Origin of the sequence: Streptomyces lavendofoliae (assembly GCF_014649735.1) — a bacterium.
Taxonomy (GTDB): Bacteria; Actinomycetota; Actinomycetes; order Streptomycetales; family Streptomycetaceae; genus Streptomyces; species Streptomyces lavendofoliae.
The window spans coordinates 367,967-386,638 of the sequence record NZ_BMTP01000004.1; the positions used below are offsets into that span (position 1 = coordinate 367,967).

16 protein-coding genes and 1 tRNA gene are annotated in these 18,672 nt (G+C 73.2%); 6 read left to right on the forward strand and 11 right to left on the reverse strand.

What is annotated here, in order from left to right:
• Positions 1–61: 61 nt before the first annotated feature.
• Complete coding sequence (locus IE109_RS10175; RefSeq protein WP_189550447.1) at positions 62–847, forward strand: LuxR C-terminal-related transcriptional regulator; 786 nt, start codon at positions 62–64, stop codon at positions 845–847.
• On the opposite strand, the gene tamR is transcribed toward IE109_RS10175, so the two are convergent.
• On the reverse strand, positions 806–1,303 hold the full coding sequence (tamR, locus tag IE109_RS10180; protein ID WP_189550448.1) for a MarR family transcriptional regulator TamR: 498 nt from the start codon (positions 1,301–1,303) through the stop codon (positions 806–808). The two genes, IE109_RS10175 and tamR, sit on opposite strands and share 42 nt — an antisense overlap.
• 131 nt (positions 1,304–1,434) lie before the next feature.
• Here tamR and IE109_RS10185 point away from each other — a divergent pair, with 131 nt between their 5' ends.
• Positions 1,435–2,322: a trans-aconitate 2-methyltransferase gene (locus IE109_RS10185; protein WP_189550449.1), complete on the forward strand. Its 888-nt coding sequence runs from the start codon at positions 1,435–1,437 to the stop codon at positions 2,320–2,322.
• Between the two features lie 83 nt (positions 2,323–2,405).
• On the opposite strand, the gene IE109_RS10190 is transcribed toward IE109_RS10185, so the two are convergent.
• Positions 2,406–3,083 carry a TetR/AcrR family transcriptional regulator gene (locus IE109_RS10190; protein WP_189550450.1) on the reverse strand — a complete coding sequence of 226 codons (678 nt, stop codon included), beginning with the start codon at positions 3,081–3,083 and terminating at the stop codon, positions 2,406–2,408.
• On the reverse strand, positions 3,080–4,066 hold the full coding sequence (locus tag IE109_RS10195) for an acyl-CoA desaturase (protein WP_189550451.1): 987 nt from the start codon (positions 4,064–4,066) through the stop codon (positions 3,080–3,082). The genes IE109_RS10190 and IE109_RS10195 overlap by 4 nt, the downstream gene beginning before the upstream one ends.
• A 214-nt stretch (positions 4,067–4,280) precedes the next feature.
• Here IE109_RS10195 and ppc point away from each other — a divergent pair, with 214 nt between their 5' ends.
• Positions 4,281–7,010, forward strand: a complete 2,730-nt coding sequence (ppc, locus tag IE109_RS10200; protein WP_189550452.1) for a phosphoenolpyruvate carboxylase — start codon at positions 4,281–4,283, stop codon at positions 7,008–7,010.
• A 68-nt stretch (positions 7,011–7,078) separates the two neighbouring features.
• Here the strand turns inward: ppc and IE109_RS10205 are convergent, their stop codons facing one another.
• The 6 genes from IE109_RS10205 to IE109_RS10230 all read right to left on the reverse strand — a co-directional run bounded on the left by IE109_RS10205 (position 7,079) and on the right by IE109_RS10230 (position 11,844).
• Positions 7,079–7,555, reverse strand: a complete 477-nt coding sequence (locus tag IE109_RS10205; RefSeq protein WP_189550453.1) for a hypothetical protein — start codon at positions 7,553–7,555, stop codon at positions 7,079–7,081.
• Between the two features lie 54 nt (positions 7,556–7,609).
• Positions 7,610–8,212, reverse strand: a complete 603-nt coding sequence (gene pth, locus IE109_RS10210; protein WP_189550454.1) for an aminoacyl-tRNA hydrolase — start codon at positions 8,210–8,212, stop codon at positions 7,610–7,612.
• A gap of 96 nt (positions 8,213–8,308) precedes the next feature.
• The gene (locus IE109_RS10215; protein ID WP_189550455.1) at positions 8,309–8,902 is read right to left on the reverse strand and encodes a 50S ribosomal protein L25/general stress protein Ctc; all 594 of its coding nucleotides are present in this window, start codon (positions 8,900–8,902) and stop codon (positions 8,309–8,311) included.
• Between the two features lie 227 nt (positions 8,903–9,129).
• Positions 9,130–10,107, reverse strand: a complete 978-nt coding sequence (locus tag IE109_RS10220) for a ribose-phosphate diphosphokinase (protein ID WP_189550456.1) — start codon at positions 10,105–10,107, stop codon at positions 9,130–9,132.
• 108 nt (positions 10,108–10,215) lie between these two features.
• Positions 10,216–11,667 (reverse strand): bifunctional UDP-N-acetylglucosamine diphosphorylase/glucosamine-1-phosphate N-acetyltransferase GlmU, encoded by a 1,452-nt coding sequence (gene glmU / locus IE109_RS10225; RefSeq protein ID WP_189550457.1) that lies wholly within the window; start codon positions 11,665–11,667, stop codon positions 10,216–10,218.
• Between the two features lie 106 nt (positions 11,668–11,773).
• Positions 11,774–11,844, reverse strand: a tRNA-Gln gene (locus IE109_RS10230).
• 287 nt (positions 11,845–12,131) lie between these two features.
• Here IE109_RS10230 and IE109_RS10235 point away from each other — a divergent pair.
• Positions 12,132–13,499, forward strand: coding sequence for a sensor histidine kinase (locus IE109_RS10235; protein ID WP_189550458.1), 1,368 nt, complete (start codon positions 12,132–12,134; stop codon positions 13,497–13,499).
• A 210-nt stretch (positions 13,500–13,709) separates the two neighbouring features.
• On the opposite strand, the gene IE109_RS10240 is transcribed toward IE109_RS10235, so the two are convergent.
• Both IE109_RS10240 and IE109_RS10245 read right to left on the reverse strand, forming a co-directional pair.
• Positions 13,710–14,198: an SUKH-3 domain-containing protein gene (locus IE109_RS10240; protein WP_189550459.1), complete on the reverse strand. Its 489-nt coding sequence runs from the start codon at positions 14,196–14,198 to the stop codon at positions 13,710–13,712.
• Between the two features lie 10 nt (positions 14,199–14,208).
• Positions 14,209–14,724 (reverse strand): YwqJ-related putative deaminase, encoded by a 516-nt coding sequence (locus tag IE109_RS10245; protein WP_189550460.1) that lies wholly within the window; start codon positions 14,722–14,724, stop codon positions 14,209–14,211.
• Between the two features lie 227 nt (positions 14,725–14,951).
• Between IE109_RS10245 and IE109_RS10250 the strand changes: the two genes are divergently transcribed.
• On the forward strand, positions 14,952–15,935 hold the full coding sequence (locus tag IE109_RS10250) for an SMI1/KNR4 family protein (protein WP_189550461.1): 984 nt from the start codon (positions 14,952–14,954) through the stop codon (positions 15,933–15,935).
• Between the two features lie 7 nt (positions 15,936–15,942).
• Positions 15,943–18,609 (forward strand): SUKH-4 family immunity protein, encoded by a 2,667-nt coding sequence (locus IE109_RS10255; protein ID WP_189550462.1) that lies wholly within the window; start codon positions 15,943–15,945, stop codon positions 18,607–18,609.
• The last annotated feature ends 63 nt before the right edge of the window (positions 18,610–18,672 follow it).

Consider the following 18,672-nt stretch of genomic DNA (forward strand, 5'->3'; position numbering starts at 1 on the left):
GCGACCACTGATGCCTCGGACTCCGGGCGCCGTACCCGCAGCTGCTCCGTTTCCTCGACCCATGGGGGTGTCAGTGGTCCGTATCCGGGTTCTGGTGGTGGACGACCACCGCATCTTCGCCGAGTCGCTGGCCGCCGCTCTGGCGGCCGAGCCCGACGTGGACGTCGTGGCGGCCGGCAGTGGCCCCGCCGCGCTGCGCTGCCTGGACCGGGCGGCGGCCGAGGGTCGCAGGTTCGACGTGCTGCTCGTCGACGCCGACCTGGGCGTCGCGAACGCCCCGGCGGTCGCGCGTGCGGTGCCGGACAACGGCGAGGGCGTCGTGGACGGCATCTCTCTGGTGGCCGGGGTCCGCGAGGGCCGCCCCGAGGTGCGCACGGTGGTGCTGGCCGAGAAGGACGACCCGGGCCGGGCGGCGCTGGCCCTCCAGGCGGGGGCCTCGGGCTGGGTCGCCAAGGACTGTTCGCTCCAGCGGCTGCTGACGGTGATACGAGGCGTGCTGCGCGACGAGACGCACCTGCCGCCCGCGCTGCTCACCGGGGTGCTGCGGGAGCTGACGGCGGCGCGCAAGCACCGCACCGAGAGCGAGCGGCTGGTGGAGTCGCTGACCCCGCGCGAGCGGGAGGTGCTGCGCTGCATGGTGGCGGGCCTGGGCCGCAAGGCGGTGGCCGAGCGGCTGTTCCTGTCCCCGCACACGGTGCGTACGCATATGCAGAACGTGTTGGGGAAGCTGGGCGTGCACTCCACGCTGGCGGCGGTCGCGCTGGCGCGCCGGGCGGGGGTGGGGCCGGCGGAGCTGGGGTCCGGCCTAGCCGGGGATGTTGTCGAACGGGGCGGTCAGCTGGCGTAGCAGGCCGGCGAGCTCGCCCCGCTGGGAGCGCGACAGCTCCGCGAGGATGGCCCGCTCCTGCGCGAGGAGCCCGGCGAGCGCCTGGTCGGCGCGGTCGCGGCCCTCGGGGGTGAGGCGGACCAGGACGCCGCGGCGGTCACTGGGGTCGGGCAGCCGCTCGACGAGGCCCTTCTTGGCGAGCCGGTCGATGCGGTTGGTCATGGTGCCGGAGGTGACCAGCGTCTGGGTGAGCAGCTGGCCGGGGGAGAGCTGGTAGGGCGCGCCCGCGCGGCGCAGCGACGTCAGGACGTCGAACTCCCAGGGCTCCAGGTTGTGCTCGGAGAAGGCGAGCCGCCGGGCCCGGTCGAGGTGGCGGGCGAGCCGGGAGACGCGGCTGAGTACCTCGAGCGGTTCCACGTCGAGGTCCGGGCGCTCGCGGCGCCATGCAGCGACCAGACGGTCGACCTCGTCCTCCATGGCGATCAGTGTAGGCGATCTGTCGACGTGAAGTCTCTTGACGTCAAGAAATATGTGGCTGGACCCTTGGGCATGACGGGGCCGGGACTCTGTTCCGCTTCGGCACTTCGTTCCAGCAAGGGGGCTCCAACATGTATTCCGCACCGATCTGGGATCCACAGCAGTACCTGCGCCATTCCACCCACCGCACCCGACCGTTCCTCGACCTGCTCGCCCGCATACCCGAACTGCCCGCCGTCACCGAGGGCCGCTCGCCCCGCATCGCCGACCTCGGGTGCGGGCCGGGCAACGTCACCGCGCTGCTCGCCGACCGCTGGCCGCACGCCCGCATCACCGGCTACGACCTCTCGCCCGAAATGCTGGAACAGGCGGAGAAGCACTACGCCGGCACCACCGAGGGGGGCGGCTGGCTCGACTTCCGCCCGGCCGACGCGGCCCACTGGACGCCCGACGAACCGTACGACCTGATCATCTCCAACGCCGCGCTCCAGTGGGTGCCCAACCACCCCGAATCCTTTCCCGTCTGGACCCAGGGGCTCGTCCCGGGCGGCACCCTCGCCTTCCAGGTCCCCGCCAACTTCACCTCGCCCAGCCACGCGCTCCTCGGCGAACTGTGCGAGACCCCCCAGTGGCGCGCCCGGCTCACCGGCCACGGCCGCCGCTTCGTCCACATCCTCGACGCCGCCGACTACCTCACCCGCCTGGCCGATCTGGGCCTGACCGTGGACGTCTGGGAAACCGTTTACTCACAGCTCCTCCAGGGGGAGGACCCGGTGCTCGACTGGGTGAAGGGCACCGCCCTGCGCCCCGTCCTCACCGCCCTCGACGGCGACCGGGAGGCGGTCGCCGCGTTCCTGGCCCAGTACCGCGACCTGCTCCGCAAGGCATACCCGCCCGGCGCGCACGGCACGGTGTTCCCGTTCCGCCGCGTCTTCGCGGTCGCCACCAGGAGGCAGGAGCCGGCCCGGGAGCCGAGCCGGGATCCGAGCCGGCGGCCGAACCAGGGGCCGACGGGGTGACGCCCCACTTACCGGCTACCCCGCCGCGTCGGGGCGCGCCGCGCGTCCGCGCCCGCGCCCCGACCCGGTCCGGCCGGGCCCGCTCAGCTCTTGCGGTGCCCTATCAGGCGCGGCTTCTGCTCCAGGCCGTCCAGCCCGTGCCACGCGAGGTTCACCAGGTGCGCCGCGACCTCCGCCTTCTTCGGCCTGCGGGCGTCCAGCCACCACTGGCCGGTCAGCGCCACCATGCCCACCAGCGCCTGCGCGTACAGCGGCGCCAGTTTCGGGTCGAAGCCCCGGGCCTTGAACTCCAGGCCCAGGATGTCCTCCACCTGCGTGGCGATGTCCGAGATCAACGACGCGAACGTGCCCGTCGACTGCGCGACCGGCGAGTCCCGCACCAGGATGCGGAAACCGTCCCTGTACGTCTCGATGTAGTCCAGCAGCGCGAACGCCGCCTGCTCCAGCAGTTCACGCGGATGGCCCGCCGTCAGGGCGCCGGTCACCATGTCGAGCAACTGGCGCATCTCCCGGTCCACGACGACCGCGTACAGCCCTTCCTTGCCGCCGAAGTGCTCGTACACCACCGGCTTGGACACGCCGGCCTTCGCGGCGATCTCCTCCACCGACGTGCCTTCGAAGCCCCGCTCGGCGAAGAGCGTGCGGCCGATGTCGAGCAGTTGCTGCCGGCGCTCCGCGCCCGTCATCCTGACCCGGCGCCCGCGCCTGGGTTTGTCGCTGCCACTCGTGCCACTGCCGTCGATCGCCACATCGTCCATCATGCCGCGTTCGCGGCCCGGTCCTGGCGTCGGGCTTCGATCCTGGAGGCGGTGGGCCAGCGCACGTCGTAGGCCCAGCCCAGCTTCTCGAACCAGCGGATCAGGCGCGCGCTGGAGTCGATCTGTCCCCGCATCACACCGTGCCGCGCACTCGTGGGGTCCGCGTGGTGCAGGTTGTGCCACGACTCACCGCACGACAGCACCGCCAGCCACCACACGTTCCCGCTGCGGTCCCGCGACTTGAACGGGCGCTTGCCGACCGCGTGGCAGATCGAGTTGATCGACCACGTGACATGGTGCAGCAGCGCCACACGCACCAGGGAGCCCCAGAAGAACGCCGTGAAGGCGCCCCACCACGACCACGTCACCAGACCGCCCACCAGCGGCGGGATCGCCAGCGACAGCACCGTCCAGCCGATGAACCAGCGGGAGATCGCCCGGAGCGCCGGGTCCTTGATCAGGTCGGGCGCGTACTTGGCCTGCGGAGTGCGCTCCTCGTCGAACATCCAGCCGATGTGCGCCCACCACAGGCCCTTCATCAGCGCCGGCACGGTCTCGCCGAACCGCCACGGCGAGTGCGGGTCACCCTCCGCGTCCGAGAACTTGTGGTGCTTGCGGTGGTCCGCCACCCAGCGCACCAGCGGCCCCTCCACCGCCAGCGAACCCATGACGGCCAGCGCGATCCGCAGCGGACGCTTGGCCTTGAACGACCCGTGGGTGAAGTAGCGGTGGAAGCCGATCGTGATGCCGTGGCAGCCGATGTAGTACATCGCCACCATCAGCCCCATGTCCAGCCAGCTCACCCCCCACCCCCACGCCAGCGGTACCGCCGCGAGCAGGGCGGCGAACGGCACCGTGATGAACAGCAGCAAGGTGATCTGCTCGATCGAACGCTTGCTGTCGCCGCCGAGCGTGGCGGCCGGCAGGTCCGGGGAGGGAGCGGTGGACGGGTCCGAGTTCTCGAGCACGCCGGGGCTTGTGGTCATGGGGTCCCCTGGGGGGTGAGGGATGAGACGGAAGCCGAGGCTACGGTTCCGTAACCTACGGCGACGTAAGTATGGCAGCGGTTCGGCACGCGGCAAGAGGGCTGGCGACGGCGCCGCCGAAAGCGACACCTATCCTGGGTCTCGTCGGACAGCGCGGTCCGCAGCCTCCAAGTACCCCTCCAGACGTGCTCAAACACTGCAAGGAGCCGCACCTGTGAGCAGTGCCGACCAGACCCCCTCCGCCAGCGCCGAGCTGCGCGCCGACATCCGCCGACTGGGCGACCTGCTGGGCGAGACCCTCGTCCGCCAGGAAGGACCGGAGCTTCTCGACCTCGTCGAGAAGGTCCGCCACCTCACCCGCGAGAACGGCGAGGCCGCGGCCGCACTCCTCGGCGACACCGACCTGGAGACCGCCGCCCGCCTGGTGCGCGCCTTCTCCACCTACTTCCACCTGGCCAACGTCACCGAGCAGGTCCACCGAGGCCGCGAACTGCGCGAGCGGCGCGCCGCCGAAGGCGGCCTGCTCGCCCGCACCGCCGACATGCTCAAGGACGGCGACCCCGAACACGTACGCGAGACGGTCAAGAACCTCAACGTCCGCCCCGTCTTCACCGCGCACCCCACCGAGGCCGCGCGGCGCTCCGTGCTCAACAAGCTCCGCCGCGTCGCCGAGCTGCTCGAGACCCCCGTCATCGCCTCCGACCGGCGCCGCCACGACCTGCGCCTGGCCGAGTCCATCGACCTCATCTGGCAGACCGACGAACTGCGCGTCGTCCGCCCCGAGCCGACCGACGAGGCCCGCAACGCGATCTACTACCTCGACGAGCTGCACGCGGGCGCCGTCGGCGACGTCCTGGAGGACCTCGCCGCCGAGCTGGAGCGCGTCGGCGTCGAGCTGCCCCCCGGCACCCGCCCGCTGACCTTCGGCACCTGGATCGGCGGCGACCGCGACGGCAACCCCAACGTCACACCCGCCGTCACCTGGGACGTGCTGATCCTCCAGCACGAGCACGGCATCACCGACGCCATCGAGCTCGTCGACCACCTGCGCAGCCAGCTGTCGAACTCGATCCGCTACGCCGGTGCCACCCAGGAGCTCCTGGACTCCCTCCAGCGGGACCTGGAGCGGCTCCCCGAGATCAGCCCCCGCTACAAGCGCCTCAACGCCGAGGAGCCCTACCGGCTCAAGGCCACCTGCATCCGCCAGAAGCTGGTCAACACCCGCGAACGCCTCGCCAAGGGCACCGCGCACCGGGAAGGCCGCGACTACCTGGGCACCGCCGAGCTGATCCAGGACCTCACCCTGATCCAGACCTCGCTGCGCGAGCACCGCGGCGGCCTGTTCGCCGACGGGCGCATGGACCGCACCATCCGCACCCTGTCCGCGTTCGGCCTCCAGCTGGCCACCATGGACGTCCGCGAGCACGCCGACGCCCACCACCACGCCCTCGGCCAGCTCTTCGACCGCCTCGGCGAGGAATCCTGGCGGTACGCGGACATGCCGCGCGACTACCGGCAGAAGCTCCTCGCCAAGGAGCTGCGCTCCCGCCGTCCGCTGGCCCCCTCGCCCGCCCCGCTCGACGCGGCCGGTACCAAGACCCTGGGCGTCTTCCACACGGTCAAGCAGGCATTCGAGCGCTTCGGCCCCGAGGTCATCGAGTCCTACATCATCTCGATGTGCCAGGGCGCCGACGACGTCTTCGCCGCCGCCGTCCTCGCCCGCGAGGCCGGGCTCATCGACCTGCACGCCGGCTGGGCGAAGATCGGCATCGTGCCGCTGCTGGAGACCACCGACGAGCTCAAGGCCGCCGACGTCATCCTCAACGACATGCTCGCCGACCCCTCCTACCGGCGCCTCGTCTCCCTGCGCGGCGACGTCCAGGAGGTCATGCTCGGCTACTCCGACTCCTCCAAGTTCGGCGGCATCACCACCAGCCAGTGGGAGATCCACCGCGCGCAGCGCCGCCTGCGCGACGTCGCCCACCGCTACGGCGTCCGCCTCCGGCTCTTCCACGGCCGCGGCGGCACCGTCGGCCGGGGCGGCGGCCCCTCCCACGACGCGATCCTCGCCCAGCCCTGGGGCACCCTGGAGGGCGAGATCAAGGTCACCGAGCAGGGCGAGGTCATCTCCGACAAGTACCTCATCCCGTCACTGGCCCGGGAGAACCTGGAACTGACGGTCGCCGCGACGCTCCAGGCATCCGCCCTGCACACGGCGCCCCGCCAGTCCGACGAGGCTCTCGCCCGCTGGGACGCGGCCATGGACGTCGTCTCCGACGCCGCCCACACGGCCTACCGGAGGCTCGTCGAGGACCCCGACCTGCCGACGTACTTCCTGGCCTCCACACCCGTCGACCAGCTCGCCGACCTGCACCTCGGCTCGCGGCCCTCCCGCCGCCCCGGCTCGGGCGTCTCGCTCGACGGACTGCGCGCCATCCCGTGGGTGTTCGGCTGGACCCAGTCGCGGCAGATCGTTCCCGGCTGGTTCGGCGTCGGCTCCGGGCTCAAGGCCCTGCGCGAGGCCGGCCTCGACGCCGTGCTCGACGAGATGTACGAGCAGTGGCACTTCTTCCGCAACTTCCTGTCCAACGTCGAGATGACCCTCGCCAAGACGGACCTGCGGATCGCCCGCCACTACGTCGAGACGCTCGTCCCCGAGAACCTGCGGCACGTCTTCGACGACATCGAGGCCGAGCACGCGCTCACGGTCAGCGAGGTCCTGCGGGTGACCGGCGGGGAGAAGCTGCTCGACTCCAACCCGGTCCTCCAGCAGACCTTCGCCATCCGCGACGCCTACCTGGACCCGATCTCCTACCTCCAGGTCGCCCTGCTCGCCCGCCAGCGGGCCGCCGCCGAGCGCGGCGAGGAGCCCGACCCGCTGCTCTCGCGGGCCCTGCTGCTGACGGTCAACGGCGTGGCCGCCGGCCTGCGCAACACCGGCTGACCCGTACCGCCGCACAACGAAGGGGGCGCCCGGCACTCGCCGGGCGCCCCCTTCGCCGTACCGCCCGCTCAGAGCGCGAGGAACGTCCCCACCAGCAGCGCCCCGCCCAGCGACGCCGACACCCACGCCAGCCTCGGCAACCGCATCCCGCCACCGATCACCAGCGCCGCCAGCACGAGCGCCCCGCCCAGCGGCAGCCAGGCGTGCAGCCCGCCCGGCCACCCCGTACGCACCAGCTCCGTCGTACCCGGCTTCACGACCACCGGGTACCGGCCGCCCCGCTCCACCGCCACGGACCGGTCGATCGTCATGTCCGTACGCGGCCCCGCCGACCCCGCCGGCCCCTCCGGGTCGAACCGCCCCGTGCACACGTCCACCGAACAGCCCGTGACCGTCAGCGTGCCGTGTTCGCGGCCCTTGGACAGCAGCACATGCTGCGCCGCGCCCCACGAGGCCCACACTCCCGCCACCACCAGCAGCGACGCGACCAGCGCCATCGCGGCGGCACGGGCGTACGGGAGGGCTGAGGTCCGCTTCTTGCTCATGGGGCGCGATCCTCGGGCACACGACCACACCCGGTCAATTCCGGTCGCGTACGGTCAGGAGTTGTATGCCGACTGAGCCCGCTCCAGCCCCTCCGTCACCAGGCACTCCACCGCGTCGGCCGCCCGGTCGACCAGGAAGTCCAGCTCCTTGCGCTCCGTCGACGAGAAGTCCTTCAGCACGAAGTCGGCGACCTGCATCCGGCCCGGCGGACGGCCGATGCCGAACCGCAGCCGGTGATAGTCCGGGCCCATCGCCTTCGTCATCGACTTCAGCCCGTTGTGCCCGTTGTCCCCGCCGCCCAGCTTCAGCCGCAGCGTCCCGTAGTCGATGTCCAGCTCGTCGTGGACCGCCACCACATGCGCCGTCGGCACCTTGTAGAAGTCCCTCAGCGCCGTCACGGGACCACCCGACAGGTTCATGTACGACATCGGCTTGGCCAGGATCACCCGGCGGTTCGCCGGCCCCGGAGGACCGATACGGCCCTCCACCACCTGCGCCTGCGCCTTCTGCGCGCGCTTGAACTTCCCGCCGATCCGCTCCGCGAGGAGATCGGCCACCATGAACCCGACATTGTGGCGGTTCGCGGCGTACTCCGGCCCCGGGTTGCCCAGGCCCACGATCAGCCAGGGAGCGCCGGCCTCCGTCGCCGTCGTCATGTCGTCAGTCTCCTCGTGTGCGTACACGGACACAGAACAGGGAAACGGGGTGGCGGGCCGCAGCCCACCACCCCGTCAAGCAGAGCCCAGGACGGCTCAGGCCTCGGCGGCCTCGTCACCCTCGGCGCCCTCGGCGGCCGGCTCCTCGGCCTGCGCGGCCAGGACCTGCAGCACGACGGTGTCACCGTCGACGGCCAGCGTGGTGCCCTTCGGCAGCGCGATGTCCTTCGCCAGGATGGAGGCACCGGCCTCCAGGCCCTCGACGGAGACCGACACGGACTCGGGGATGTGGGTGGCCTCGGCCTCGACCGGAAGCGCGTTCAGCACGTGCTCCAGCAGGTTGCCACCCGGGGCCAGCTCGCCCTCGGTGTGCACGAAGATCTCCACGTTGACCTTCTCGCCACGCTGCACGAGCTGGAGGTCGACGTGCTCCAGGAAGCCCTTCAGCGGGTCGCGCTGCACGTCCTTCGGGATCGCCAGCTCCGTGGACTTGCCGTCGATGTCCAGGGAGATCAGGACGTTCGGCGTACGCAGCGCCAGCAGCAGCTCGTGACCCGGCAGCGTCAGGTGGATCGGGTCCGAACCGTGGCCGTAGAGAACACCCGGAACCTGCTTCGCGCGACGGATGCGGCGGGCGGCGCCCTTGCCGAACTCGGTGCGGGTCTGAGCGGTGAGCTTCACCTCGGACATGTGCACTCCTCGTAAGTGACAGACGGATCAACGGTCGTGGTCACCCGGCCACGACTGGACTTGGCCTGCTACGAAGAGCGCGTCGATAACGGACCGCCGCACCACGTACGGATGCGGCCTCCCTCGCCGAGCAACTACAGCAGTCTAACCGAAAGCGAAAGGCCGCCCCGACCGGTGAAGGTCGGGACGGCCCCGGGGACCGGACGATCAGGCGGCCGGCGCGGTGATCAGCTCTGCTCCTCGAAGAGGCTCGTCACCGAACCGTCCTCGAAGACCTCACGCACCGCGCGGGCGATCGTCGGCGCGATCGACAGCACCGTGATCTTGTCCAGCTCCAGCTCGCCCGGCGTCGGCAGCGTGTTCGTCAGCACGAACTCGCTCACCTTCGAGTTCTTCAGCCGGTCCGCCGCCGGACCGGACAGGATGCCGTGCGTCGCGGTGACGATGACGTCCTCCGCGCCGTGCGCGAACAGCGCCTCGGCGGCGGCGCAGATCGTGCCACCCGTGTCGATCATGTCGTCGACCAGGACGCACACCCGGCCCTCGACCTCGCCGACCACCTCGTGGACCGTCACCTGGTTCGCGACGTCCTTGTCACGGCGCTTGTGCACGATCGCCAGCGGAGCGTCCAGCCGGTCGCACCAGCGGTCGGCGACGCGGACCCGGCCGGCGTCGGGCGAGACCACCGTGAGCTTCGAGCGGTCGACCTTGGCACCCACGTAGTCCGCGAGCACCGGCAGCGCCGTCAGGTGGTCCACCGGGCCGTCGAAGAAGCCCTGGATCTGGTCGGTGTGCAGGTCCACCGTGAGGATCCGGTCCGCACCGGCGCACTTCAGCAGGTCCGCCACCAGACGCGCCGAGATCGGCTCGCGACCGCGGTGCTTCTTGTCCTGCCGGGCGTAGCCGTACGACGGGATGATCACGGTGATGCTCCGGGCCGAGGCCCGCTTCAGAGCATCGATCATGATCAGCTGTTCCATGATCCACTTGTTGATGGGAGCCGTGTGGCTCTGCATCAGGAAGCAGTCCGCGCCACGGGCCGACTCCTGGAACCGGACGTAGATCTCACCGTTGGCGAAATCGAACGCCTTCGTCGGCACCAGGCCGACACCCAGCCGGTGCGCGACCTCCTCGGCCAGCTCGGGGTGGGCGCGGCCGGAGAAGAGCATCAGCTTCTTCTCGCCGGTCGTCTTGATCCCGGTCACAGCACTGTCTCCTCAGACGTGTCCTCTGGCCGCGACCACTTTCGCGCGAACCAGCCGAATTTGTGTGCACGTATCACGGTACGCCGAGTCGGACGCACCCGTTTCCGGTCAGCCCTCGTGAGAAGCCTGCTCGGAGGCCGTCGCGGCAGCCTGCGCGGCGGCACTTCCGGGCCGCTTCCGCGCGACCCAACCCTCGATATTCCGCTGCTGGCCACGGGCGACCGCCAGCGAACCGGGCGGCACGTCCTTCGTGATGACCGAGCCGGCGGCGGTGTACGCGCCGTCCCCGACCGTGACGGGAGCCACAAACATGTTGTCCGAGCCGGTACGGCAGTGCGACCCGATGGTCGTGTGGTGCTTGCTCTCGCCGTCGTAGTTCACGAACACGCTCGCGGCGCCGATGTTCGAGTGCTCACCGATCGTCGCGTCCCCCACGTACGACAGGTGCGGGACCTTCGACCCCTCGCCCACCCGGGCGTTCTTCATCTCCACGTACGTACCGGCCTTCGCCCGCGCGCCCAGCACCGTGCCGGGACGCAGGTACGCGTACGGGCCCACGGTCGCACCGTCGCCGACCTCCGCGCGGTCCGCCACCGTGTTGTCCACCCGGGCGCCCCGGCCGACCCTCGTGTCCTTCAGCCGGGTGTGGGGGCCCACCTCGGCGTCCTCCGCCAGGTGCGTCGCACCCGTCAGCTCCGTGTTCGGGTGCACCACCACGTCCCGCTCGAACGTCACCGTCACGTCCAGGAACACCGACGCCGGATCCACCACCGTCACACCGGCCATCATCGCCCGCTCCAGGAGCCGGTCGTTCAGCAGCCGCCGCGCCTGAGCGAGCTGCACCCGGTTGTTGATGCCGAGGATCTCGCGGTGGTCGCCGGCGACCGACGCGCCGACCCGGTGCCCGGCCTCGCGCAGGATCCCCAGCACGTCGGTGAGGTACTCCTCGCCCTGGCTGTTGTCCGTACGGACCTTGCCCAGCGCGTCCGCCAGGAGCTTCCCGTCGAACGCGAACACCCCGGAGTTGATCTCCCGGATCGCCCGCTGCGCGTCGGACGCGTCCTTGTGCTCCACGATCGCCGTCACGGCACCCGTCCCGGGGTCCCGCACGATCCGCCCGTACCCGGTCGAGTCCGGGACCTCGGCCGTCAGCACGGTCACGGCGTTGCCGTCCGCGGCGTGCGTCCGTGCCAGGGCGGTCAGCGTCCCGCCGGACAGCAGCGGGGTGTCACCGCACACCACCACGACGGTTCCGTCCAGGGCTCCGGCGCCCAGCTCCTCCAGCGCCATGCGCACCGCGTGACCGGTGCCGTTCTGCTCGTACTGCACGGCGGTGCGGGTGCCGGCGTAGAACTCGTCGAGGTGCGCGGTCACCTGCTCACGGGCGTGCCCGACGACGACGCAGAGGTGCTGGGGGTCGAGCTCGCGTGCGGCCGAGACAACGTGTCCGACGAGCGAGCGCCCGCAGATCTGATGCAGGACCTTGGGGGTCTTCGACTTCATGCGGGTGCCCTCACCCGCTGCGAGGACGACGACGGCTGCCGGGCGGTTGGCGCTCACGGGAATGCCCTTCGGCTTCGGGTGGTGGACACCCGCAGGATACCGGGGGGTTTCGGAGCGGAAATGAGGGCGGGTCCCGACGGTTGAGGTCAGGACCCGGCATGAGCTCCCGGGGGAGGACTCGAACCCCCATGATCAGAACCAAAATCTGACGTCTTGCCCTTAGACGACCCGGGATGGGCTGGCGTCCGATCCCATGATTCCGGAGCGGACGCAGCCCCTACTATGCCGTACCACCGGCCCTCGATGCGACGGTGGAGAACCGGTGGTCCTCCGGACCGCCCCCGGCCCGGGCCGCCACGGGGGACCGGCGGGTGCCGAGGGCGCGGGACGGCCCCTGCGGTGCTGCCGGACGGCCCTCGACGGGGCCGTCGCGCGGGCTCTCGTGCGGCCGTCGTCCGGGCGGCCGGCCGGCCGTCGGGCTGACCGGAAAACGGGTCGCGCCCGCCCGTAGGCTGGAGGACATGACCACAACGGGGGCGCACCAGGAGGCCGCGGGCGTGACTGCCCGGGGCCGGTGGTGGTGGGGGCGGCGGCGCAGTGCCGTGCTGGACGTGGGGCTGGGGGCGGTCTCCGCCCTGGAGTGCGCGGTCGAGGGGGTGGGGTTCGCGGATCGTGCCGCGCTGCCGGTGCCGCTCGGGGTGCTGTTCGGGCTGGTGGCGGGAGCGGCGCTGGTGGTGCGACGGCGGTGGCCGGTCGCCGTGGTGCTGGTCTCGATCGCGATCACGCCCGCCGAGATGGGCTACCTCATGGGGATCGTCGGGCTGTACACGCTCGCCGCCTCCGAGGTGCCCCGGCGGATCATCGCCGTGCTGGCGGGGATGTCGCTGGCCGCGGTGCTGATCGTGACGTTCGTGCGCGTGCGGCAGGACATCGGGTCGGCCGACTTCGACCCCGGGCCCTGGTACGTGCTGCTGATGGCGGTGATCCTGGCGCTCGGGATGAACGCCCCGCCCGTGTTGTTCGGCCTGTACATAGGGGCGCGGCGGCGGCTGCTGGAGAGCCTGCGCGAACGGGCGGACAGTCTGGAGCAGGAGCTGTCGCTGCTCGCGGACCGGGCGGAGCAGCGGGCGCAGATGGCGCGGACCGAGGAGCGGACGCGGATCGCGCGGGAGATGCACGACGTGGTGGCGCACCGGGTGAGCCTGATGGTGGTGCACGCGGCGGCGCTCCAGGCGGTGGCGCTGAAGGATCCGCACAAGGCGGCGAAGAACGCGGCGCTGGTGGGGGACATGGGCCGGCAGGCGCTGACGGAGCTGCGGGAGATGCTCGGGGTGCTGCGGGCGGCGGACCCGGCCCCGGTGCGGGGACCGGCGCCACGGGCGGCGGTGGAACGGGTGGCGGCGGTCGCCGCCGCCGCTCCCGCCGCGGAAGCGGAGGGCGCGGGTTCGGCGGGCGTGGGGTCCGGCGCGGGGCCGGACGGCGACCGGGAGGACGGGCCGTGCCTGGATGCCGTGGTGGAGCTGGTGGAGCAGTCGCGGCAGGCGGGGATGGTGGTGGAGTTGCGGGTGATGGGTGAGGCGCGGCAGTGCGGGGCGGCCGTGGAGCGGACGGCGTACCGGGTGGTGCAGGAGGGGCTGACGAACGTCCACAAGCACGCGGCGGGCGCGAAGGTGGTGGTCCGGCTGGCCTACCGGGACGGTGAGGTGGCGATGCAGGTGGAGAACGGGCCGGCGGACGGGCGGACCGCGGACGCGGGCCTGCCGAGCGGCGGCAACGGCCTGGTCGGGATGCGGGAGCGGGTGACGGCGCTGGGCGGGGTGTTCGTGGCCGGGCCGACGGACGAGGGCGGCTTCAAGGTGTCGGCGGTACTGCCGGTGCCCGCCGCCTGAGCGGGCGCGGGGCGGCCCGGGGGCCTGGGGGCCCGGGGGCGCTGGGTGGACCCGGGCCCGGGGCCTGAGGGGCTCGGGGGCCGGTGGCCTTCGGGCCCCGGGGCGGCCCGGGCGGCAGGGGGCGGGGGTTCCCGAGGGGCTGGGCCCTGGGGCGCTGGGTGGACCCGGGGCCTGCCCGGGGTGGAGCGAGGGGCGACGGCGGGCCGGGGGTCAGGTCGAGGTGAGGCGCGCGGGCTGGGCGCCGGTGATCAGGGTGGCCAGGGCGTGGTCGATGCCCGGGCCGAGGAACCAGTCGCCCGCGTGGTCGAGGCTGTAGACGCGGCCTTCGGCGTCGATGGCGAGGACGGCCCGGTTGTCGGCCTCCTCGCCGAGGGGCGCCAGCTCGGTGGCGAGCGCGCGGCCGAGGTCGGCGAGGCTGCGGGCGTGGTGGAGGCCGGCGAGCGGGTCGAGGTGGACCGGCGTCGGGGCGATCTGGCGTCCCGGTCCGGGCGCGGTGATGTGCAGGCCGCCGAATTCGGCCCACGCTTCGACGGCGGCCGGGAAGACGCTGTGCCGGTGACCGGCGGGGGAGACATGGGCGCGCAGGGCGTCGGCCCAGTGTTCGGCCTGCCTGATGTCCCAGCGGCCGGGCTGCCAGCCCGCCTCCCTCAGGGCTGCGTCGACGGCGACGGGGAAGCGGGTGGTGTTCAGGTCGGGCATGGGTATGCGGTCAGCCGTTCTGGGCGGTGGCGGGGTCGACGGGGCGTACGCCGAAGTGGGCGAGGAGCGCGGCGCAGGAGCGGCAGGGGGCGGCGTAGCTGCCGTGGAGGGGGTCGCCGTCCTCCCGGATGCGGCGTGCGGTGATCTTGGCGTTCTTGAGGGACCGGCGGGCCTCCCCCTGGCTGAGCGGTTTGCGCTGGGCGCGCCTGGAGCGGTTCGCCTCGGTGGCCGCGAGGTGGCGGGAGAGCAGGATCGCCTCGGGGCAGCGGCCGGTGAAGCGTTCGCGCTGGCCGCTGGTGAGGGTGTCGAGGAAGTCCTGCACGAGGGGGTGCAGCGCGGGTGGCCGGTCGCCCCGTCCGGCGGTGCAGGTGAGGGTCTCGCCGCGTACGGAGAGTGCTGCTCCGACGGTGGGCAGGATGCCGTCGCGGCGGTGGCGGAGTATCGGGGTGAGATCGGGGCCGGTGCTGCTCCAGCTGAGGCGCGGGTCGCCGGTGGTCGCCGTCGTGCCTGGTCGGGCCGTGTGCATGATGTGTGTCGTCCCCTCTGCAATCCCCCGAGTTGCGTGGGACAGCCTGCCAAACGGGTGAGCTGATGGGGAAGCGGGGGCGCTGAAATGTGTGATCGGTGTGTCGCGTGATGGTCATTGGGTCACCTGAAGGTGACGGTTGGTCACCGGTGCGGAGGGCGGGTCCCCCCTGTCGGCCCACCGCATAGGCTGTGCGGACCAGCCAGCAGCAGCAGGGGGCATCCGCCATGACGACAGGTCGGCTCGGGCAGCAGAGTGCCGCGCCACCGAACGCGGCCTACGCCGGGCAGGTCGTGCACTTCCCGGACCCGGTCCGTGCCGCCCGGCATCCCGGTGGGGTGCGGATGGACGCGAACGGCCATCCGGACTTCTCGCCGTACGCCCGTGCCGCGGCGGAGATCGCCGAGCCGCCGGAGGGGTTCGGTGTGGACGAGCTGCGGCTGACGGACTACGTGTCGGCGAACGCCGCGCTGTCCGCGGCGGGGCACGAGCTGTGGGACACGGTGCCGGCCGTGGCGACGCCGCACGGCTGGACGTGGCACCACGTGGCCGGCACGCGGCGCATGGAGCTGGTGCCGGTGGAGGTGAAGGCGCTGCTGAGGCACCACGGCGGGCTGGCGACCGCCGCGGTGGACCACGGCAAGCGCGGCACGCGCCCTCTCCAGGAGACCCGCCCGGCGCACTTCGGGCTGCCGAAGGGCGCGCTGTCGGTGTCCGAGGCGCAGCTGCAAGGCGTGGAGGAGGACCTGGGGTACCGGCTTCCGGGGGCGTACCGGTCGTTCCTGAAGGCGGCGGGGGGCTGCGCGCCGGTCGGCGCCGCGCTCGACGCGGAGCTGGGGCTGCTGGTCGACCAGCCGTTCTTCACGGTGCGGGACGAGGCGGCGGTCAACGACCTGGTGTACGTCAACAAGTGTCTGCGCGATCACCTGACGAAGGACTTCCTGGGCGTGGCGTTCGTGCAGGGCGGTCTGCTGGCGGTGAAGGTGCGGGGCGGCGGTGACGTGGGCTCGGTGTGGTTCTGCGCGTACGACGACGCGCGGGACCGGGACGCGCTGACGGTGCGGGACCGGGTGGACCGGTTGCTGCTGCCGTGCGGGGCGGACTTCGACGAGTTCCTCCAGAGGCTGGCGGGCAACCCGCCGGAGCTGGAGACGGTGGCGAACCTGATGGTGGACGGTGGCTTCGCGCGAGCCGTCCCGGTGGGGGTGTGAGCGTTCGATGGTGACCTTCGCGCAGGCGCAGGAGCGGGCGGAAGAGTGGGTCAACGGCGACGTGCCCGTGTACCAGCACCGGGAGGTGCGGGTACGGGAGTTCGACCTGGGGTTCGTGGTGTGGGCCGAGGACCGGGACGGAAGCCGCGGGGGCCCCGCGACGGACGGGGGCCGTCAGCGGCTGGTGATCGCCCGGGACAGCGGTGAGGCCACGCTGTGGCCTGGGCTGCCGGTGGGTGAGGTGATCCGCCGGTACGAGGAGGAGTACGGGGTGCCCGCGGGCGCGCCGGCTCCGGTGGCGGCCGCGCCGGAGCGGATCGACCTGAACCAGACGTCGTTCCTGCTGACGCCGCCGGAGTGGTTGCAGGACGCGGCGGACAGGGTGGGCATTCCGGACCGGCGCGCGGAAACCGCGGCCACGTCGGGCGGGGACGCCTCGGCGCGGGACACCTCCGGTGGGGTCGCCCCGGGTGGGGCGGGCGGTGGGGACAGCTCCGCCGGCGTGGCCTTCGGCGCCGAGCCGGGTGCCGGGACTCCCGCCGACGCGGTACCGGCCGACGCGGCGCCCTCGGCGCCCGCGCCCGCGCCTGGGCCCATGCCCACGCCCGCGCCCGCGCCCGGGTCCGTGCCGCCCGTGGCCGGGCCCACGCCCGCGCCCGGGGCCGTGCCGCCCGTGGCCGGGCCGCAGTCCGGCGACGCCCCGGAGACGTCCGGGGGCGGGTCGCGCGCCGGTGCCACCGTCTGGCCGGCGCCGCCCGCCGACCACGAGCCGACCGCTCAGGACGGAGTGCCCGCGTCGCCGCCGTGGAGCGACGTCAACGCGCCCGGCACCGGCGGCGACGACGCCTCCGTGCCGCTGCCCGCGACGGTGTTCGCGCCGCCGCTGTCCGGGTCGGACGACGACGACACCCCGCCGCCGGCCGTGGGCGCCGACGCCCCGACCGCGCTGATGTCGGGCGGCAGCCAGTTGCCGCGTACCGCGATCGTGCCCGCCCTCGACCAGTCCGGCGGCCCCGCCGCGGGCGACATCGCGGATGCCGCCACCAGCAAGGCCGCCCTCCCGCACGGCGCCAAGCCGTCGCGCGGGACGGGCCCCACGACTCCGCCGCCGCCCGGCGCTCCGGGCACCCCCGGCGCGCGCCCGCCCGCGACGGGCCCGGGTGCGCCCGGCGCGCCGGCCGGGGGCTACGTACCGACGCAGCTGGTGTCCCAGCTGCCGCCCGGCGCGACGCCCCCGCCGGGCCCCCCGGCGCCCCCCGCCCCTCCCGGCGCTACGCCGCCCCCGGGTGGCGGGGTGCACCACGCGGCCACGATGCTGGCGCAGCCCGGCCCGGGCACGCCCCCTCCGCCCGGCCCGCCGCGCCCTCCCGGCGCGACGCCCCCGCCGGGGCCCCCGGCTCCCCCCGCTCCTCCCGGCGCGACGCCGCCCCCGGGTGGCGGGGTGCACCACGCGGCCACGATGCTGGCGCAGCCCGGCCCGGGCATGCCCCACCCGCCCGGTCCGCCGGGCGCGCCGGGCGCCGGCCCGGGTGCTCCACCGCCTCCCGCGCCCCCGGGCCCTCCCGGCGGCGGGGTGCACCACGCCGCGACGATGCTGGCCCAGCCGGGCCCGGGCGTCCCCGGGCCGCTTCCGCCCGGTCCCGTCCCGCCGGCTCCGGTGCCGCCCGCGTACGGCTACCCGCAGGCGCCGCCCACCGGTCTGCCGACCGTCGGTCCCGGCTACCAGGCGGTGCTGCGCTACCGCGCGCCCGACGGGTCCGAGGCGCAGCTGATCCGCCGCTCGGCGCCCGGTACGCCGCATCCCGAGTGGCAGATCCTGCACGAGCTGCGCGCCATGAACGTGCCGCCGCAGCAGGTGCTGGAGCTGCACACCGAGCTGGAGTCGTGCGAGCTGCCCGGCGGTTACTGCGCCCGGATGATCCGGGAGACGTGGCCGCAGGCGCGGATCACGTCGATCGCCCCGTACGGGCGCGACCACGCGAGCCGGCAGCAGGGCATGGCGCAACTGATCGCCCACCAGGGGGAGTTGCACCAGGTGGCGGACGGTCCGGCCCGTCCGGCCCCGTTGCGGGTGCCGTTGCCTCCGGTGCAGCCCGCGCCGCCGGTTCCGCCGGAGGCGGTCGCGCAGGAGCTGGTGGGCGCGTTCGGGCCGCAGGGGATCTGCCGGTTCGACCAGCGGGCCGTGTCGCGCCAGGGCGTGCCGGAGCTGGTGGCGCGCACGCTGGTGTGGGCGGGGCTGCCGGCGGACTTCGGACCGTTCTTCTGGGCGCAGCCGGCCCAGCCCGTGGTGCCGACGCTGGCCGAGCTGGCGGCGCAGCGGCAGGTGCGCCCGGCGTCCGACGCGGGGTCGTACCTGGTGATCGGGTCCGACTTCGGGCGGGCGATCTGTGTCCAGTACGGGACGGCGCACATCGTGGCCGTGCCGGTGGAGGCGGGTCCGGACGGGCGGCCGGTGGCGCCGCAGTTCGTCAACAGCGGGCTGCCGGAGTTCACCCGGTGCCTGGGTCTGCTGGGGCGGATGTGGCGGTTGCGGTTCGGGCTGACGCCGGAGCAGGCGGGTCGCTGGACGGTCGACTTCCAGGCGCAGCTGGCGATGCTGGACCCGGCGGCGCTGTCGTCGCCGGAGAGCTGGTGGTCGGTGCTGCTGGAGCAGATGTGGGACGGGCTGCTCTAGGCCCTGCCCGGTGGGTGCGGCGGGTGCCGCCGGCCTCGCCGGGCCCTCGCTGTGTTTCCGGCC

Bases quoted from the DNA above. Each gene is read 5' to 3' on its own strand.
- pth (WP_189550454.1), bottom strand. From the start codon at position 8,212: ATGACGACGGCGACGGAGGCCGGCGCTCCCTGGCTGATCGTGGGCCTG.
- IE109_RS10195 (WP_189550451.1), bottom strand. From the start codon at position 4,066: ATGACCACAAGCCCCGGCGTGCTCGAGAACTCGGACCCGTCCACCGCT.
- tamR (WP_189550448.1), bottom strand. From the start codon at position 1,303: ATGGAGGACGAGGTCGACCGTCTGGTCGCTGCATGGCGCCGCGAGCGC.
- IE109_RS10245 (WP_189550460.1), bottom strand. From the start codon at position 14,724: ATGCACACGGCCCGACCAGGCACGACGGCGACCACCGGCGACCCGCGC.
- IE109_RS10240 (WP_189550459.1), bottom strand. From the start codon at position 14,198: ATGCCCGACCTGAACACCACCCGCTTCCCCGTCGCCGTCGACGCAGCC.
- IE109_RS10250 (WP_189550461.1), top strand. From the start codon at position 14,952: ATGACGACAGGTCGGCTCGGGCAGCAGAGTGCCGCGCCACCGAACGCG.
- IE109_RS10255 (WP_189550462.1), top strand. From the start codon at position 15,943: ATGGTGACCTTCGCGCAGGCGCAGGAGCGGGCGGAAGAGTGGGTCAAC.
- IE109_RS10175 (WP_189550447.1), top strand. From the start codon at position 62: ATGGGGGTGTCAGTGGTCCGTATCCGGGTTCTGGTGGTGGACGACCAC.
- IE109_RS10215 (WP_189550455.1), bottom strand. From the start codon at position 8,902: ATGTCCGAGGTGAAGCTCACCGCTCAGACCCGCACCGAGTTCGGCAAG.
- IE109_RS10185 (WP_189550449.1), top strand. From the start codon at position 1,435: ATGTATTCCGCACCGATCTGGGATCCACAGCAGTACCTGCGCCATTCC.
- IE109_RS10235 (WP_189550458.1), top strand. From the start codon at position 12,132: ATGACCACAACGGGGGCGCACCAGGAGGCCGCGGGCGTGACTGCCCGG.
- IE109_RS10190 (WP_189550450.1), bottom strand. From the start codon at position 3,083: ATGATGGACGATGTGGCGATCGACGGCAGTGGCACGAGTGGCAGCGAC.
- IE109_RS10205 (WP_189550453.1), bottom strand. From the start codon at position 7,555: ATGAGCAAGAAGCGGACCTCAGCCCTCCCGTACGCCCGTGCCGCCGCG.